The sequence below is a fragment of the Rhodococcus sp. 1R11 genome, from assembly GCF_004563845.1.
Classification (GTDB): Bacteria; Actinomycetota; Actinomycetes; order Mycobacteriales; family Mycobacteriaceae; genus Rhodococcoides.
The window spans coordinates 1-17,143 of the sequence record NZ_SPNG01000015.1 but is presented as its reverse complement, the minus strand read 5'-3'; the positions used below and the strand labels follow the sequence as shown (position 1 = coordinate 17,143).

The window sequence follows — 17,143 nt, the reverse complement described above, 5'->3', positions numbered from 1 at the left end:
TACCGGTACGGCGAAAGGTCGATCCCCATGGCCACCGTCGACGCGCTCGCAGACCTCACCGGACTCGACAAAGCCGCCCAGCTCGACGTCCTCCGTCGACGTATGGCCACCGTGCCCGGCGGCCGGCGCGACCACGCACCCGCCGACCTGCCCCCCATCGCCCCACCCGAACGGGTCGAACGGGTCAAGCCCGTCGTCGACGACGATCCGGAACCGCTCAGCGCGGCTGGACGCGGCAAAACCCTGCGGACCATGCCCGTACCCCCACCGCTCGCCGCGCTGCTCCCACGCCGAGCCCTGGCCCGCGGAACCGCCATTACCGTCACCGGCGCCGGGTCCATGCTCATCGCCCTCGTCGCCGAAGCATCCGCCGCCGGCCACCACGTCGCCCTCATCGGCCAACCACGCCTGAGCCTGCTCGCCGTCCACGAACACGGCGGCAATCTCGCAAAAGTGCATCTTGTGGATCCTGGAAAAACTGACCCTCTCGACGCCGCCAGCATTTGCCTCGACGGGGTCGATTTGGTCGTGACGACCGTGCACGGTCGGGACGTACCACCCACGCGCGCAAGGGCTTTGCTCGCCAGGAATCGTCGGCAGGCGAGTGTGCTGATCCTGACGGACGGGCATATGCCCGGTATCGATCTCACGATCGCCTCCACCGTCGCCGGTTACGGCGGCATCGATCAGGGGAGAGGGCGCATCAAGTCGATCACCCTCGAAACCACCGTCCACGGGCGCGGAACACCGCACCGCACCGGCCGCTACACCCTCACCTCCCCCACCGTCGGCGAGACAGGCCTGCGCTGGACGCCCGCACCCGCCGACGACCTCACTGTCCACCGGCCCGTCGCCGTCGCGCAATGACCACCGACAACGAGGCCGGCATCTTCGATGCCTGGCCCACCACCTTCGACCCACCCACCCGCCGCATCGTGAACCCGCCCAAATCGGTGCACGTCAATATCGCGCTCGCCATCGGGCGATCCGGAGGCGGAGGATTCCGCGACACCACACCTTTGAAAGTCCGGGCCGAGGGCTTGGCCATGGACAGCATCGTCGAGGGATCCTTGTACGCCTGGGCACGGACCGGGACCGGCGATTGGCTTGCGCAAGTGTCGTTTTCGATCCCCACGGGCAACAAGAAGGGCCGACTCGACCTCGACCGGCAATGGTGCCCCGCCGACGCCATCACACCCATCACATGACCGACACCACCACCGCAGTAGCCACCCGGATCGGCCTCGAGCAACGACAATCAACCCACACCACCGAAGCAGCACAGGAGACACCGTGAACATCGGCGACCGCTACCACCTCGCACCCGGCGCACCCGGCATCGTCGTCGTCCGCGACATCCAACCCGAGGGCCTCATCCTCGTCGAAAACGAAACACCAGGCCCCGGCGTCTACCCCTACCTCGTCAAACCCGACACCCTCGTACCCGCCACCACCTGACCGAACAGCCCCCCCGAAAGCCCTGAGAACCCACCGGGGCAGTGCCACACTGGAACCACTAGCAGCCGAACACATCTCACACACGGCGAAGAGGGGAGCGGCACCCATGGAGATGGCGCTTATCGACATCGATACCTTCAGCCCCCACTGGACCGCCGCACTGCTGTTCGCCCTCGCGGCCGCCACCGCAATCACCCTCACCTGGTGGTTCTTCGGTAGCGACAAATAGGCTGGTCCTACCCGTCCGTCGAACCGGCCTCACGCCTGAGAGCCCGCCTCGCAGACGCCACACCACGCGCCCGCAGAAACGCACTCAACGTCACACCCTCCGCCGCAGCCGCCGCCGACACCTCGCCATGCTCGGACTCGGTAAACCGCACCGGCACAACCCGATCCCGAATCGGCTCCACAGACTTCGGCCTACCACGCTGACCCATGCGACCCATATTAACCGACTACACAAAACAGTTGCGGAGCAATCATTAACCGACTACGATAAATAGGCGTACCGGCCAACGACGCCGGCGGAAGCCACCGAAGATGTCGGAACCATCTGACAACATCGGGCCACCACACAGCTGCGATCGGGGAAGAGAGCACCATGAACACACGCAAGCGCTACGCATCCGTCGCAGTCACCGGCATCACCGGCATCATCGGACTCGGCGTCATGGCCCTCGTCCTCTGGCTCGCCTACTCAGGCAACGACGACCCCAACGGCACCGGAATCCACACGACCATGCCCATCAGCCTCGGCACACTCCTGACCAGCCTCGTCGCCATCGTCGTCATCGCTGCTGCCGCCGCCGTGATCTGGGTAGAAATCATCAACCCCCGACGAGCAGAACGCGCGCACCGCAACAACGTCGACGGCGGACACGAAGCCATCGAGCAGGCCGGACCAGCGGGGGAGGACTACACCGCATGATCCTGTACGCAACCGGACTGATCGTCGCCGTCATCGCAGCAATCGCCCTGTACGCCTTCCACACCGAACGACTAACCACACCAACCCGATGGTCTCTGCTGCTCCTGCTCGCCGGAATCACCCTCACCGCCACCGCGTTCTGGACCCAACGACACAACCCGAGCAACACCTCCGTCATGACCTGGACGCTCCTCATCACCGGATCCGTACTCCCACTCGCCGCCGGCTGCGGAGAACTGATCTCCCTCACCGTCCGATCGGACGATGACGATGAGGCAGATACAGACATCGTCGACAGCATCGACAACACGTCCCAGGCTCCGAGCGGTGATCGAGCATGAACCGCACAGCTACGAAGACGACCACGATCGACTGGTACCAACTGGACTGCCTCATCAGCGGAGACCTTCGCAAACTCGAAAACCACTTTGGACGGGGTCTGGACAGCAGATTCCCCATCTCACCTGATGCACAACACCGCATAGTCGACGGCAAAGTCCAAATTCAGAAATGGTTGGCCGCTCTACAGCACCTACGCAACGACGCAGCGCGAAAGGCCACACCCGAGCTCGTCCAAGAATGGATGCAACTACGACGTCAGATGGTCATGAGAGGCCCCTTCGGCATCCGCTTTTCGCTGGTCCCACACCGCACGCGACACTACGAACTCGACCACTGACAACCGCGAGCTACCGCGACACCGAGCGTCGTCACCCTCCGTCGCTCCCGCGCAATCACCTCGCAGCCGTACCCCACTACCGCGCCGCCGTAGAGCACCAGCTCCGGCGGCGTTCCGCGTCCCACCACAGAGGCCGGCAACGTACACAAGCAGGCCCTAGCGGGCCACACGCACCCCTACGGGCTGCACCGAACCGAACTCCGCTGCGCTCCGCACTCACAAGAGCGAAAAGAATCAAATTTCTTTCGGGCGTAGGTGGCTTCTCCGAGCATCCATCACCCGTGCCCGCCGGCTCAACCCCTCGCTCCGCTGCGCTACGGCCAAGGCTCCGAACACTTTTCGTCCCGTACTCGCTGCGCTCCCACGAAAACTGCCCGCCCGAAGGGTTGCCCGTCCGGCCCGTGCACTGGTTTTCTCTCCCCAGCCACCACGGCGAAAGAAATTCGGCAGGGCAGCGGACGGGAGGGAGGGGTGCTATGCGAGACAAGCCCGACAAAGAATGTCGATAACTATTTACAACAGTCCTGAAATGAGCATTCAGAGACGCCGAGTAATACGCGAAATACTAAGAGCCGCAACGGAAAAGGATGCAATAACGCCGCTGTAAAGCGTGGCACAAAGCTCCCTATTGTCGTAGAATAGAAGTCAACAGAACAATTCCCGCAAGGAGAGAGCTATGTCCATCATCGTCTACACAAAACCGCAATGCGACCCCTGCAGCGCAACCAAAACGATGCTCGACAACAAGAAGGTGGACTATCGAACCGTCGACGTCACCGAGGATCTCGACGCCTACCGCTTCGTTACCGACGTGCTCGGGTACCGGCAGACCCCCGTCGTTTACGTCGACGAGGACACCCACTGGAGCGGGTTCCGAATCGACGCCCTGAAGAAGCTCGCCGCAGCCTGAAGACCCAGCCAAGACGACTTCTGACCCCGACACCGACACCGACGCGAACACGAGGCCCACGATGAACGCACTACGCGCAGTCCCCACACCCGGCGACGACCCGGCAGCGCAGGCACGCGCGGACCTCGCACCCGTCGAGGACCTCGATACGTCGGTCGAACCCGGTTACGACCCGGCCACCGACCCCGAAGCAATGCTCCTGTGCGCCCTGATGGACGTCCGCAACCAGACCAACGGCGGAACCGACATCGAACGGATCACCAGCACGCTCACCGCGGCGGACTTCGAGGATCCCGCGCACGCACGCATGTACGGCCACATCGTCGACCTCATCGCCGCCGGCCAACCCCATGACTTCGCCTCCGTTACCGGCGCACTCATCCGATCCGGAGCCGACGGAGCGAAAGACGCACCGCTACGCAAACGGCTCATGGGCATCGTCACCGCCGGCGCACACTTCGTCGCGGCCGTGCACTACGCCGACAACGTCCTGTCCCAGTCCTACCGCCGCAGCTTCCACATCGCCGGTGGGCGACTGACCCAGGCCGCCGAAGAAGCGCCCGAAGCAGACCTGTTCGACTACATGGTCGGCCTCGGTACCCGGCAGAGGGCAGCATTCAACCGACTCAACACGTTTCGGCAGCAGAACTCGTGACGCTTCGAGGGCTAGCCTCCGCGTCACTGTGCCCGGAGGAAGCCGCCGACGGCCGGGACCGATCAGGGGAGTGCAGTGAGCGTCGTCGTCAGGGGGAGGGCGAGGAGTACTTCCCATGCGGGTGTGGCGGTCATCGGTTGCCCGGTCCAGTACTTGTCGGCGCAGTCCAACATGACGTCGTAGGTCCCTACTTTGAGCCAGTCCATGTCGCCTCGGTGGATCACCGTCCCCGTCGGAACGGACAGCTCCCAGATGGGGGCCTGGCCGGCCCTCGTGGCGAAGCCTTGGGCATCGCTGATGGAGCTGAATGCAAAGAGGGAGTGGAAGCGTGACGGTAGGGCAGGATGCATGGTGTGCCGGTAGAGCTCGAAGAAGTTCTCTATCGAGAGCTCGAATGACACGACGTTGGAGCTCTGGCCAGCCCACGACACCGATCCGAACAACGGCTGGGTACCCAGCAGCGCGTGGTAGCGGCGGCCGTGCTCGGACAGGCCACCGTTCAGGTCGATGATCCCGCCAGTACGAGCGAGCGTTCCATCCCGATCGACGTGCAAGAACGTCTGCGTTGGTGGTGTTGCCTGTGTTGGCGTCACTGCGGCCTGTGTCGGCTCTGGCTCGTTATGGTCGCGCACTCGGCACTCCTTTTCGCATCAACTCGGTGTCCGGTCGATGCCCGTGGGTGAGTTCGCCCGTCTAGCTCGTATTTCCAAGAGACTACGGACTCGGACCTGCTGGCACCGGAAAGTGCCGACGCGCCGACATGATGCTCTCAGGTGCTCGGTCATGGCCGCGAAAATTGCCGCCGGTTACGGGGAGAACCCACTTCGGGCAGAGCTGAACAACGCACCGAGCGTGATCGCGAACGCGAACACCGCCACGAACACCACGATCCGAAACACTCCACCGGCAAGCATGCCCGTCGCGCGCAACGGCGCGAACTTCCACGTGCCGTCCGCCCGCTGACCCGACCGCAACACCACGTACGCCAGGATCGCAGCGGCCACGAGATACACAGCCAATCGAACTCACCCCCTTCGTTCCTCGTGTCGTTCACTCGCGCAGACGATTCGACGCGACCGGTCTCCGATGCCTGTCAGTACACACCCACCCACCGACACAGTCGGTCCTACAACCGCCCGGGCACGTTCGGGACTCAGAACAACGTCGGGGAAGCCGCATCGAGCAACGCCGCACGCACAGCGTCTTCGTTCCACCCACCTTGCACCGCATCGCGCAGCCGCCGCGACCGCGCGGCCCGAGCGACCCGGTCGGGTCCGTACCAAAGCCCGCGCTGACGCCGGCCACCCCCGCGGCCCTTGGCTCCCATGTCGAGCAGGTTCTGTGACTGCGTCCCGTCGACGACGTGACGCACCCGGCCAACGCGGGTGTCCTCGTCGAGGGTGACTCGGACACAGATCGGGTTGTCGCACAGGTGCAATGCCGTCACCTCGTCGGTGAGCGGTACACCGAGCGCCCGCGCCAACGCGTACCGGTGCGGGCGCACCACTCGCTGCCGGCCATCGCGCATCAACCAGAACCGCCCGTACCCGTCATCGGCGATCGCGCCGACCCAGATCGCACACGAATCAACGTGCGGGCCGCTCACGATGTAGCGCTCGAACCGCGTGAGTTCTGTTGCCCCGCCGATACCTAACGGTTCCGGCACCGACCCGGCCTGCCGACCATCACCTAACGTCTCCCGGAGCCGGCAACTGCGCTTCGGACGACGCGGGCGCTGTCTCGGCGTCGTGGATCGTCCGGAGCGTCTGCACGGCGGTGAGCTTGAGGACCGGGTCCGAGGTCGCGAACACTCCGAACTTCTCCAACCGCGAGATGTCGACGGGGGAGCGCACGGCCGCGAACACTTCCGCATCGATCGCCGACTCGAAGTCGCCGCCGGCCGCGAGAGCGTTGATCATCCGCAACAGGTCCGCGAACTGCGGCGCGGTCCGCGTGGTGACGACAGGGCCGTAGGTATCGAACGCGGCGTTCGCCTCCGCGGTCTGCAGCAACGCAAGGATGTCGAGCTCCAACACATCGGACTCGCTCAGATCCGTCTCACGGTGTTCGCCGGTCATCGCGCACCCGCCTGATCCATCAACAGCTGTCCGACGGCGTCGGAGATCTCCGTCGGCGTCCCGGCCGCATCGAGCAGGTGCAGTCCGGTGTCGACCGGACCGCCGCGCACGATTGTCGCGGCGAGGTGTGCCTGCTCGCGGGTGATCGCCAGTACCCAGGATTGGGTGACGACGAACTGGGTTGCGTCGAGCAAGGTGAAGAACTCTCCGTACGCAACTGGTGCTCCCGGCTCACCGGCACTGTCGCCGTAGGCGATCGACGCGGCGAACGTCGACGGATCGGGCCCGACCGAGTTCGACACGACGACGCCGAGCTCGCCCAGGGCGCTCACTGCGCACCCTGCCCGGCGGAGGCGAACTCCTGCGCCGCAGGCGGTGTCTCGGAGTTCGGTGCGGGGTCGGTATGCGGGGGAGTAGCGGCGTCGGGCGACTCGCCCGAACTGGGCTTGTCCGAGTCGGTGGCGGTGCTCGCCACACCGATGCGCACCGGGCGCTTCTTGCGTCCCGATCCTGTCGAGGCCGGCTTCGGGGACGCGATGACAGAGGTCGGCACCGTCAACCCCATTTCCCGCAACTGCTGCGCCGTCCATCCACCGTCGAGCGCGGCCCGCAACGCGGCAGTGACCGCGTCCTTGGCCTTCTCGACGGACTTGGACGACGAGCGTTTCGCGGCCTGAGCTTCCTTGATCGCCGCGTCGGCGGCCGCACGCGCTTTCGCGTCGTCGGCTTCGGCCTCGACGACCTTCTGCTGCGCGTCGGTGATCGCCTCGACCTTCGCGATGCGCTCGTTGATCGCCGCTTCGGCGGCCGCGCGGATCGCGTCCTTGTCCAACGGGGTGACAGTCATGTGTGTGGGCCTTTCTCGTCGAACCGACCGCCCGCAGACACGGGGAGAGTCGGTGAGGGTGCACGTGATCGACGTTCGGCGGAGGGCCCACACGGCACCACCAGAACGCACTGCGAACTCTACCGCCCGAGCGTCGCAGACGACACCGGACGGACGAGACGAACCACCTGCACGACCGGTGCACGGCCGGTCGGGGGAGTCACCGACGGGCGAGGGGATCGGGTGCGGTGCCCCCAACTGTGCACCGGCCTTCACCCTCATATGGATGCCCGAGATTCCTCCCACCGCTCCGCTCGATCTCAGGCACCCACAATCGGGGCCGGACACACAGATAGGGGACATCGCACCCACACGCGGGTAGCTCATTGCGGGTGTCGCGCCCGGCGCATCCGGTCGGTGGGGTGCGAGGGACTGAGCCACGACGCCAACCGGCTCTCCGTGCGCGCGCCGATCACATCAAGGAAAGCGTGAACGCCCTGCGGTCCGTACAACGACGCGGCAACGGCATCGGCGCGGTATTCGTCCGGCCACCGCACGACTGCTATCAGGAGGGCTCGCAACAGGGCGAAGACGAAGGGCAGCAGTAGCACCCAGATCGGGACGACCGGCCCGAACCGCCCGGAACTTTGGAAGGCCTCGACCGCACCAATCACGAGTGCGACTGCCAACGCTATGCCGAGAATGCAGTACGCCGCGCGAAGAGCTGCACCGCGTTTCAGGAGCCGTTCACGATCAAGACGGTGGCCCAACTCGTGGGAGGCAAGGGCTTTCGATGCCAGCTCCTGCGGGTCTGACGCTGCTTCCACCCAGCCCCCGAAGATCGTGACGGTGTCGCGATCGTGGTCGTAACGCATCGCGCCCTTCAGCTCCGACGTGCAATCGAACTCGACGGCCGGCGGAATAGCCATGCCCAGCTCCGCCGACACCTCGGTCACCATGTCGACCCAAGCTTGCCGCTGCTGCGGCGAAAGGGTGATCTCCGCCGGCTTCGTATCGGTCACCCCTCGCCGCCTTCACCCGTTAGCAGATCGACCCCGAGCTCATCGGTCAACCGCTCCGCCTCCTCGAAGGACACTCCGACGATCGCCGCTGCGGTCCTCAACATCCCTGTCGCGTCCACCAGCTCGCGCAACACCGTCGCCATTACCCGCTCGGCCGCGTCCCGCTGCGCACGCGCCGCAGCGAAGCGCCGCGCCGCCCTCTCACGCTCCCGAACCGCCGTACCCGCCGCGCGGGTGGCCTTCTGCCATCCCCGCTCGCGGGCGGCTACCCGATCTCCTGTCGACCCCATGATCCCGTTGCCTCTCCATCTCCTGACCCCCGAGACCCCAGCTCCGACCGCCCCAAGTCTGTGACCTGGCCGAAGACATCTGAGGGCTTGGCCTTACTGCACAGGCTCCGCCTGCCAAGAGCCTAGATGATTTACACACCTCTTGCTGAATTTCAGACTTTGGGGGGTTCCGGCCTTCCGCCTGCCCGCCTGCGGCGTCTAGGGTGGCGGTGTGATGACGCTCCACGTACTGCACGCGGGCGATGGCTACGAGTACCTGACCAAGCAGGTGGCCACCGCTGACCGCGAACGGGAGCACGGCCAAGATCTGACCGATTACTACACCGCGCACGGCACACCGCCGGGCGTCTGGTTCGGTGCGGGCCTGGACAATCTGGAGCAGATGCAGGCCGGGATCGACCCGACTGCGGCCGCGTCGATCACCGGCGGTGGGCAGGTGTCCGAGCCGCAGATGAAAGCACTGTTCGGTAGCGGGCTGCATCCGAACGCCTCGGCGTTGATCGAAGATTCAATTACCAAGGGCGCGAACGAGAAGGCCGCGCTCAAAGCGGCCCGACTCGGCCGTAAGTTCCCGGAATTCTCCAACGACATCGAACTGCTCCGCGAGCACAAGGCAGCGGTAGGGGAGTTCCGCAGCGCGCACGGGCACGCGCCGTCGAAAGCGCAGTCGCAGCAGATCATGGACGAGGTCGGCACCCGGTTGTTCACCGACGGCCACGGCCGCCCGCCGGAAGATCAGCGCGAGCTCCGCTCGTGGATCAGTGCGCAGAAGTCCCGCGTCCGCCAGCCCGTGGCCGGCTACGACCTGGTGTTCACCCCACCGAAAAGCGTGTCGGTGATGTGGGCACTCGCCGACGACGGCACCCGCCGAGAAATCGAGCGCATCCACAAAGAGACCGTCACCGACGCCCTCGGCTGGATCGAGACGCAAGCGTGCTTCACCCGCACCGGCAACACCAGCCAGGAAGTCCAGGACACCACCGGTCTGGTCGCGACCCTCTACGACCACTACGACTCCCGCGCCGGCGATCCGAACCTGCACACCCATGCCGTCGTCTCGATCAAGGTGTGCACCGAATCGGACGGCAAATGGCGGGCCCTCGACGGGTCGATCCTGCACCGGTACGCGGTGCCGGCCTCGCAGCGCTACAACGCCACGATCATGTCCAAGCTGCACACCGAACTCGGTTTCTCCCTCGCTGCCCGCTCCACCGGTCACGGTCGGCAGGACGTCGTCGAAATCGAGCAGGTCCCGCGCGAGCTGTGCGAGATGTTCTCCTCCCGCAGCAGCGAGATCGAAACGCGCAGAGACCAGCTCGTCGCCGAGTACCGCGCCGAACACGGCCGGATGCCGTCCCCCAAGGCGATGTACTCGCTCTACCAACAGGCCAACCTCGACACCCGCGCCGGCAAGCAGGAACCGCAGACGCTGCGTGAGATGCAGAACGCCTGGCTGACCCGGTCCGCGCAGATCCTCGGCACCCCACGCGACGTCGACGCTCTCGCCGCGGGGTGGCAACAGGTCCAACGAGACCACGCCTCCGGCGTGCGCGAGGTCGGCGAGCACATGCGCACCCTCGACTTCCTCGACGACGAGGTCGCGCGCGTACTCGAACGCCTCGAAGACAAGCGATCGAACTGGGCGATCACCCACGTCCACTCCGCCGTCGATGCGAACTTCGCCGCCGTCGCGTTTACCGACGACACCGCCCGCCGCGCCGCCACCGAAGCTGTGATCGACCGTGTTCTCGCAACCTCGGTACACATGCCGCTCCCCGAGCTGCCCGAAGCTCCGACAGCGCTGCGCCGCCGCGACGGCGAGTTCATCCTGACCCGCCCCGGCACCGCCCTGCACACCTCGCACAGCGTCCTCGCCGCAGAACGTTCCCTGCTCGATGCCGCTCAGACCCCGGTCGCGTACATCGCTCCGCAGGCCGCGCTCGACAAGGTCATCACCGCCGCCGCGAAAGGCAAGGACGGACGCACCCTCAACGCCGGGCAACGCGAACTCGCCGAACATTTCGTCGGTAGCGGCACCCTCGTTGCGGTCGGTATCGGACCGGCCGGCACCGGCAAGACCACCGCCATGCAGGCCGTCGCCGACACCTGGAAGAAGGCCGGATATCAGGTCATCGCCCTCGCCCCGTCGGCCGTCGCAGCGGAAAACCTCGGCGAGGAAATTGGGGTCACCGCACACACGCTCGCCACCCTGACCTACCCGTGGCGAGGCAAGAACGGCCACGAACCTCGGACCCTGTCCGACCGGATCGACATTCGACCCGGTGCGATGCTGCTCGTCGACGAAGCATCCCTCGCCGCGACCAAAGACCTCGCCGCCATCACCGAGATCGCCGCAGCCAAAGGCGCGGTCGTGCGCCTGCTCGGAGATCCGAACCAGCTCGACGCCGTCGAAACCGGCGGTGCGTTGCGGCTGCTCGCCGAAGAGACCCGTGCCCCCGAGCTGACCACCGTCGTGCGGTTCGGAAGCGACACCGAACAGGCCGAGAACTCACTCGATCTGCGGCACGGCGACCCGGCAAGCCTCGAGATGTTCTACCAACGCGGATGGGTCCACACAGGCACTGCCACGGAGATGAAGGACGCCGCAGCCGACGCGTACCTCACCGACATCGCAGCCGGGAAGTCCTCGCTCGTCATGCTCTCCACCGGCGAGGACGTCCGCACCGTCAACCTCGCCATCCAAGAGCACTTCCGCAGCCAAGGAACGGTGAAGTCCCGCCGCACCGCCGAGCTGTCGGATCAGCTCACCGCAGGGGTCGGCGACACCGTCCTCACCCGCAAGAACGCACCGTGGCTGCGCACCAAGGGCGGTCGGCGGCGGAACATGTTCGTCCGCAACGGTGACCTGTGGACAGTCACCGCCGTGGGCAAAGACGGCTCGCTGACCGTCCGCAGCAAAACCCATGACGGCACGATCACCCTCCCGGCCGACTACGTGTCCGGCTTGACCGAACTCGGCTACGCCGCCACCGTGCACCGCAGCCAAGGCATCACCGTCGACACCGCCCACACCGCGCTCAGCCCCACCACCGACCGCGCCGGGCTCTACGTCGCCGCCACCCGCGGTCGCACCAACAACGAGCTGTACGTGCCCGTCGAACCGGGCGTCACCCTCGACACCGAAGGAATGCACCTCTCGGAGATCGAGACCCCGAACTCCCGCGAGGTCCTCACCCGCATCCTCGCCAACGACAACGGCCACAAGGCCGCCATCACCGCGATACGCGACGCCGCCGAACACGCGAACAGCCCCGACCGGCTCCGCGAGGCATACCTCGCCGCCCACACCCGCCTCCGTGATCACTGGCTCGACACCGTCCTCGACCGGGCACTGCCCGCAGCGCTTCTGGCGACTGCACAGGCCGAACACCCCGGAAGCCTCGCAGCGCTCCGTGCGACCCTCGCCGAGATCCACGACCGCGGCGACAGCGCCCGCCACGTCCTCGTCGACGCACTCGCCGCCGGCGAGCTCCACACCGCACGCGACGTCGCGAGAGTGCTCAACTCACGCATCGTCGAGGCACGCAGCTCCACCGACACCACCGACACCGACACGGTGGCCGGCGCTACCGGGCGACCGGAACACGAGCTGCCCCCGCTCCCGCCGCGCACACCCGGGACCGACAAGGAGCTCGACGATTACGCCCGACTCGTCGCCGATCGTTACGCCACCGTTCGGCCGGCACCGGCCGAAACCGATGGCATCGGCCGACGGATCCGCGACTACGACGCCGCCCGCGCCGACCTCGACATCGCACGAGTACAGCGACCCATCCAGGCCGCATTCGACCCCGCGACCGCCGAACGCCTCATCGCCGAACCCGGCGTGCACCGCCTCGGCCGGCACCTGCGCACCGCAGCGCTCGCAGGAATCGAACCCCGCGAGGTACTGGCCTGGCACGCCCAGCAACTGACGACACGCGGCGACGACGTCACCGCCCGCGCCCTCATCAAAGACCTCGTACCTGCCATCACCGACGCGGCCGAACGTGCGAACACCAGCTGGCTCGCAGAGCACGAAGACACGATGCGCGAGCACTTCCCGATCGCCATGGCCACCGCAGCCCGCAGCGACGATCCCCGGTGGAACACCGCAATCGCCCGGATGCGGGAACTGACCGCACACGGCGGCTACGACCTCGACGAACTGTGCCGCGACATCCACACCGCCACACACCCCGGCGTCCTCGCCGGAGGGATCGTCGACGCACTCGACGACATCGCGCCCACACACCGGACGCCGGTCGACCAGGACGCACCGCACTGGGTGCCGTCACCGGACCTCGACGCTCACCTCGTCGATCCTGTCCTGGGTGAGCAACTCGACAACCGATACGACGACATTGCCGCCGAGCACGCCGCCGCCGTCGACCGGATCGCCGCCGTCCCCGACCCGGCCTCAAGCCCGGACCTTGAGTTCACCCGCCACCTCGAGCATCGGCCCGACGACGACGCCCTCGCGGCCGAATGGAATCGCACCGCCGCTGAGATCGCCGCCTACCGAGACCGCTACCAGATCACCGACACCACCTCGATCGCCGGCGAACGACCCGAGAACCGGGCCGAGCACGCGCCGTACAACACCGTCCACACGAACATCGACACCCTGTACGACCACATCGAGCAACAACGACGCGACGAGCACGAAGAACAGCAGCGACTACAGCACGAGGCCGAGAACATCGAGCACCACCACACCATCGCGCAGCAGAACATCGAACACGGACACCAGCGGCGCGGCCCGCGGCTGTAAGCGCGGGCCGGTCGCACTCGTGGCCATCGGTGAGACCGCGTGTGAGGCCGCCGTCTTTTGCCGGACGGCCTCACACGCACTGCGGGCTACTTTCTCGTCAGAGCACCCAGCACGGCGGCGAAGATCGTTGCTCCAACGGATGGGTCCCGCGAGAAGTACGTAGCGGTCGCACCCAAAAGTCCCGCAGTGCCGAATGCTGCAGGGGTCGTCAGTGACGGAAAAAGGTTCCGTCCGTCCTGGCCAGGATCGTCGTTCGATCCGTTTGGTGTGTTGTTCATGGAGCCAACTGTGGCGGGCTCTGGAGCTGCACGCACGCCGCTAGGAGTACCGTGGTGGCCGGTCACCGGGTCTATGCTGGCCGGACATAGCCCCGTTAATCTAATCTACGTTTAACGTTGCAATGTCCGGTTCCCGCAGCACCGGCTACATCGGTACCAATTCGAGGAGATCTGATGGTTGACCAGGCACAATCGGACGATCCTGACGAGCCAGAGAACGGCGACGCTACCGATACCGCGGGGGCCTCGGCTATCCCCAAACGGGTAATCGCCCAAAAGTTTACCGCTGAGCAACAGGCGAAACGCGCAGGTCAGGAGCAGTACACCAAGGCAGTACTCAAGGGGTGGGAGACGCGCAGGACCGCTCGCCGTGAGGCCCTGCTGGCTCGCAAGGACGCAGTGAAGGCAGCAACCAAGGAATACAGCCTGCTCGGCGTCGGCGGTAAGTACGAAGAGGCCAGGTTCGAGGACGTCAGGATCCGAACTCCGTTCGTGCGACTCAACCCGAAACGCCCTCTTCGCACCCCCGGCGAAAAATACGATCGATCGGCTGATCTAGACACCCGCCCTCCAGCAACCCGCTTGATCAACCGGAAGAACTCGGCGTTGAGGGTTCTGCTGTCGGCGATTTACGTAGCGCACCTCGAGTTCGAGGCCGGCAAGATGTTCGACAACAAACACCCCAACGTGTTCGTCGAACCGGAGTTCGCACCGTGGTGGAAGCTCTGTGGCCTACACGTCAAGCCGACTGCGCCCGCGCGCACGAATCGCGAACGAGGACGGGCGCTGAACCGGGCGCTGTCGGTGCTGCACGAAGCCGGGCTCGTTCGCACCGGACCGAACCCGGTAGCGGGAAGATTCAAGGACTGGATTCTGAACTCCGAAGCCAACACCGGCCGCAGGTACACAGTGCCGTCGGACAGACGCAGCCCTGAGACCGTGCGCGTACCGCGCGCTTTTTTCGCTCGCGGCTGGCACCTCGTCCTCGAACCGGGTGAGATAGCCACCTTCCTGGCAATCGTCGAATTCACCCAACGCATGGAGGGACAGCCACGCTCGTCGAAAAAAGACATCGGCGTGGCCCTCGGAGAAACGATCCGATGGGAACGCTACGGCCTCAGCGAGGACACATACCTGGAAGCGATCCATGCTCTGAACGAGTTTGGGCTGATCGATGTGTTTGACCCGATGCCGAACCGCCGACGTGGAAAGTTGAATTCCTCGCGGAATCTGGTTCCTGTAGGTGAAACGTCCGACGAGCAAGTGCCCTATCGAGTGATCTACCCTCCGCCGACCACCATTGTGACGACACCCTTCACCGCCGACGCCGTCGACGTCGTCCTGAGCCGCCTCGCCCACCCTGTGCCGCTCTGGCTGGAGGACCTGCCGGACGAACGTGAGGCCGATCGCCTGTTCGGGAAGTAAGGACGTCCAGAGGCGGTCGAGGTCATGTCCGTCGCATGCACGGCTTCGTTTCGGATCTGGGCGAGAGCGGACTGATCTCTCGCCCAGTCGCGGAGGTGGCCGTCGAAGTAGCCGATCATCGCGACGACGGCCGTAAACGGCAGTCCCGGCACCTGCTGTTACGCGCAATCATCGCAAGCTGGGCAGGAGTCAGTCTGCAAGCACCCAGCGAAGCGGCCACGTCCGCACCGGAGGTCGGATCCGAGCGTCTACGTTCTGGGCGGCAACGTTCCAATGAGAACCAGTTGACTATTTTGGGTACTCCCGGCTTGTGGTTCTTCTCGATCCTCAGCGGGTTCGACGGTCAAGGATGAGGCGGTCGAGTTTCCTCTGGTCGTCGATCATTCGTTGGGGGATGGCGGCGGGAATCCCGGCCTTGTCCAGGAGTTCGCGCAACGAAACCGGGAAGGTTTGGCTGGTCCACCCTCCGAATAGATCGGCGATATCTTTGTCAGGCCCGGAGAGGTGGTCAGCTATCCCCTCGAAGAGGGCGAGGTCACCAATTCTGAGGGGAACAGGAGCGCGGGTAGACCCCAAGAGTTCTGCGAACGGAGCTTTCGCCCTCATCATCCAGTCGAGCTGTACAGCGGTCGTGTTTGGCAGGCCGTTGTTCGGGACCACGACGTAGGGAAAGAAGACTGGATGCGCCTCGACGCCGAAGGGGCGGTTCTCTTTGACCAGCTTCGCTGTCGAGACGATCTGCTCGAATTTCGTTGTCACAAAGGCGGAATCGACATCCGCGTTGAACGTGTCGACGTCGGCGAGTCCCTGGGCCAGACCTGCGCTCAGATGATGGTTCGTCGCATCGAGGAGAATGCAGGCGCGGCCAGCGACTAGCATGAAATCGCAGACCGACGGTGTCCGCCCTCTGCTTTGTGTCCATTCGGCTTGCATCTCGGTCTCGGTGACCAGGCTGGTGATCTTAGAGCTGTAGGAGGCAATCCGTTCGAGGATGTCGCCGGTTACACGTTCGAAGGCATAGTTGATGGCCTGGCTGAATGCCTCGGCGACAGACCCGGGGCGCGCAGCGCCTAGAAGAAAGAAGGTCTGCCAGTAGAGCTGTGAGCCGAAGAAGCGGTCGATGACCCACTGGTAGCGCAGTCCGAACAGAGTGTCGTCTCCTCGTAAGAGGAAGGGGCGTTCGGTGAAGACGTACCGCTGGTCGGCGACTGGACCATCCTGTCGGTCCTTACGAAGTCGCCGCTCGAACCCGGCCGCGTCGTAGGCCATGTTCTCGATGACGAACTGCACTGCGTCGGCACTGGCTCCTGCTTGCAGCAGCTGCTCGCGGGTCCATTCGAACCGGCCAGCCGTCATTCCTTCGGAAATGATCTGTCCCACCACCATGACGTCGAGTAGTGGTACGCGATTTGCGATCTCGAATGCTTCAGCGGGTGTTGTTCCGATACGGGTATCGGTCACTCGGTCGGGCCATGGCCGGAACCAGAGGTCGTAGGTCGATGCCTTGATAATTTCGAGCTTGACAGCCTCGTTGCTCTGCAGGTTCACAGCCTCTTCGAGGGCGTCCTTGCGTACGGCGGCCTCTTGCTCTTCCGCGGTGTAGGCCTGAACGGCTGCAATTTGCGCCCTGAGTTGGGCGGGGTCAGGATCGGCAACGGCGTCGAGAGGATTTGCTGTGCCGGCGTGTTCGGTTGTGATGGACATGACCAACTCGAGTACGTCAGAGATCTCGATATCTCGAACCGTCGAGTCGGCGTCGCTGATGCCCCGCTCAAGTGACTCGCGGATCAATTGAGTCATGGATCGCGGCGGGACCAGGC

General features: G+C 65.2%; 22 protein-coding genes. 12 read left to right on the top strand and 10 right to left on the bottom strand.

Going from position 1 to position 17,143, the window contains the following annotated elements:
• Nucleotides 1–27: 27 nt before the first annotated feature.
• The 9 genes from E4P29_RS22215 (at nucleotide 28) to E4P29_RS22185 (ending at nucleotide 4,630) form a co-directional block, all read left to right on the top strand.
• Complete coding sequence (locus E4P29_RS22215) at nucleotides 28–867, top strand: hypothetical protein (RefSeq protein WP_135047249.1); 840 nt, start codon at nucleotides 28–30, stop codon at nucleotides 865–867.
• On the top strand, nucleotides 864–1,208 hold the full coding sequence (locus tag E4P29_RS22210) for a hypothetical protein (protein ID WP_135047248.1): 345 nt from the start codon (nucleotides 864–866) through the stop codon (nucleotides 1,206–1,208). Before E4P29_RS22215 ends, E4P29_RS22210 begins: the two co-directional genes overlap by 4 nt.
• Nucleotides 1,209–1,293: 85 nt before the next feature.
• Nucleotides 1,294–1,458, top strand: coding sequence for a hypothetical protein (locus E4P29_RS26115; RefSeq protein ID WP_155289017.1), 165 nt, complete (start codon nucleotides 1,294–1,296; stop codon nucleotides 1,456–1,458).
• A gap of 106 nt (nucleotides 1,459–1,564) precedes the next feature.
• Complete coding sequence (locus tag E4P29_RS26570; RefSeq protein ID WP_280634558.1) at nucleotides 1,565–1,687, top strand: hypothetical protein; 123 nt, start codon at nucleotides 1,565–1,567, stop codon at nucleotides 1,685–1,687.
• A gap of 372 nt (nucleotides 1,688–2,059) precedes the next feature.
• On the top strand, nucleotides 2,060–2,386 hold the full coding sequence (locus tag E4P29_RS22205; protein ID WP_135047247.1) for a hypothetical protein: 327 nt from the start codon (nucleotides 2,060–2,062) through the stop codon (nucleotides 2,384–2,386).
• Nucleotides 2,383–2,727: a hypothetical protein gene (locus E4P29_RS22200; protein WP_135047246.1), complete on the top strand. Its 345-nt coding sequence runs from the start codon at nucleotides 2,383–2,385 to the stop codon at nucleotides 2,725–2,727. Before E4P29_RS22205 ends, E4P29_RS22200 begins: the two co-directional genes overlap by 4 nt.
• Nucleotides 2,724–3,065 carry a hypothetical protein gene (locus E4P29_RS22195; protein ID WP_135047245.1) on the top strand — a complete coding sequence of 114 codons (342 nt, stop codon included), beginning with the start codon at nucleotides 2,724–2,726 and terminating at the stop codon, nucleotides 3,063–3,065. Before E4P29_RS22200 ends, E4P29_RS22195 begins: the two co-directional genes overlap by 4 nt.
• Before the next feature lie 676 nt (nucleotides 3,066–3,741).
• Complete coding sequence (locus E4P29_RS22190) at nucleotides 3,742–3,975, top strand: glutaredoxin family protein (protein ID WP_135047244.1); 234 nt, start codon at nucleotides 3,742–3,744, stop codon at nucleotides 3,973–3,975.
• Nucleotides 3,976–4,036: 61 nt separating this feature from the next.
• Nucleotides 4,037–4,630, top strand: a complete 594-nt coding sequence (locus E4P29_RS22185) for a DnaB-like helicase N-terminal domain-containing protein (RefSeq protein WP_135047243.1) — start codon at nucleotides 4,037–4,039, stop codon at nucleotides 4,628–4,630.
• Between the two features lie 62 nt (nucleotides 4,631–4,692).
• On the opposite strand, the gene E4P29_RS22180 is transcribed toward E4P29_RS22185, so the two are convergent.
• From E4P29_RS22180 to E4P29_RS22145, 8 genes are all read right to left on the bottom strand, one after another.
• Nucleotides 4,693–5,262, bottom strand: a complete 570-nt coding sequence (locus E4P29_RS22180) for a hypothetical protein (protein ID WP_135047242.1) — start codon at nucleotides 5,260–5,262, stop codon at nucleotides 4,693–4,695.
• A gap of 174 nt (nucleotides 5,263–5,436) precedes the next feature.
• On the bottom strand, nucleotides 5,437–5,649 hold the full coding sequence (locus tag E4P29_RS22175) for a hypothetical protein (RefSeq protein ID WP_135047241.1): 213 nt from the start codon (nucleotides 5,647–5,649) through the stop codon (nucleotides 5,437–5,439).
• A gap of 134 nt (nucleotides 5,650–5,783) precedes the next feature.
• The gene (locus E4P29_RS22170; protein WP_135047240.1) at nucleotides 5,784–6,296 is read right to left on the bottom strand and encodes a hypothetical protein; all 513 of its coding nucleotides are present in this window, start codon (nucleotides 6,294–6,296) and stop codon (nucleotides 5,784–5,786) included.
• Between the two features lie 19 nt (nucleotides 6,297–6,315).
• On the bottom strand, nucleotides 6,316–6,708 hold the full coding sequence (locus tag E4P29_RS22165; RefSeq protein WP_135047239.1) for a hypothetical protein: 393 nt from the start codon (nucleotides 6,706–6,708) through the stop codon (nucleotides 6,316–6,318).
• Entirely contained in the window at nucleotides 6,705–7,040 is a 336-nt protein-coding gene (locus tag E4P29_RS22160) for a hypothetical protein (RefSeq protein ID WP_135047238.1), read from the bottom strand. Before E4P29_RS22160 ends, E4P29_RS22165 begins: the two co-directional genes overlap by 4 nt.
• A complete protein-coding gene (locus E4P29_RS22155) occupies nucleotides 7,037–7,555 on the bottom strand; it encodes a hypothetical protein (RefSeq protein ID WP_135047237.1) in 519 nt (172 codons plus the stop codon). Before E4P29_RS22155 ends, E4P29_RS22160 begins: the two co-directional genes overlap by 4 nt.
• A gap of 362 nt (nucleotides 7,556–7,917) precedes the next feature.
• Entirely contained in the window at nucleotides 7,918–8,556 is a 639-nt protein-coding gene (locus E4P29_RS22150) for a M48 family metalloprotease (protein WP_135047236.1), read from the bottom strand.
• On the bottom strand, nucleotides 8,553–8,846 hold the full coding sequence (locus E4P29_RS22145) for a hypothetical protein (protein ID WP_135047235.1): 294 nt from the start codon (nucleotides 8,844–8,846) through the stop codon (nucleotides 8,553–8,555). The genes E4P29_RS22150 and E4P29_RS22145 overlap by 4 nt, the downstream gene beginning before the upstream one ends.
• A 214-nt stretch (nucleotides 8,847–9,060) precedes the next feature.
• Between E4P29_RS22145 and mobF the strand changes: the two genes are divergently transcribed.
• Nucleotides 9,061–13,620: a MobF family relaxase gene (gene mobF / locus E4P29_RS22140; protein WP_135047234.1), complete on the top strand. Its 4,560-nt coding sequence runs from the start codon at nucleotides 9,061–9,063 to the stop codon at nucleotides 13,618–13,620.
• 86 nt (nucleotides 13,621–13,706) lie between these two features.
• Here mobF and E4P29_RS22135 read toward each other — a convergent pair whose 3' ends face one another.
• Entirely contained in the window at nucleotides 13,707–13,898 is a 192-nt protein-coding gene (locus E4P29_RS22135) for a hypothetical protein (RefSeq protein WP_135047233.1), read from the bottom strand.
• Nucleotides 13,899–14,072: 174 nt separating this feature from the next.
• On the opposite strand from E4P29_RS22135, the gene E4P29_RS22130 reads away from it, so the two are divergent.
• Together E4P29_RS22130 and E4P29_RS22125 are read left to right on the top strand one after the other, a co-directional pair.
• Nucleotides 14,073–15,323, top strand: a complete 1,251-nt coding sequence (locus E4P29_RS22130) for a hypothetical protein (RefSeq protein ID WP_135047232.1) — start codon at nucleotides 14,073–14,075, stop codon at nucleotides 15,321–15,323.
• 35 nt (nucleotides 15,324–15,358) lie between these two features.
• Nucleotides 15,359–15,676, top strand: a complete 318-nt coding sequence (locus E4P29_RS22125; protein ID WP_135047231.1) for a hypothetical protein — start codon at nucleotides 15,359–15,361, stop codon at nucleotides 15,674–15,676.
• Here the strand turns inward: E4P29_RS22125 and E4P29_RS22120 are convergent.
• Nucleotides 15,651–17,143 (bottom strand): hypothetical protein (locus tag E4P29_RS22120; protein ID WP_209205492.1); only part of this gene is annotated, 1,493 nt, incomplete at its 5' end. The two genes, E4P29_RS22125 and E4P29_RS22120, sit on opposite strands and share 26 nt — an antisense overlap.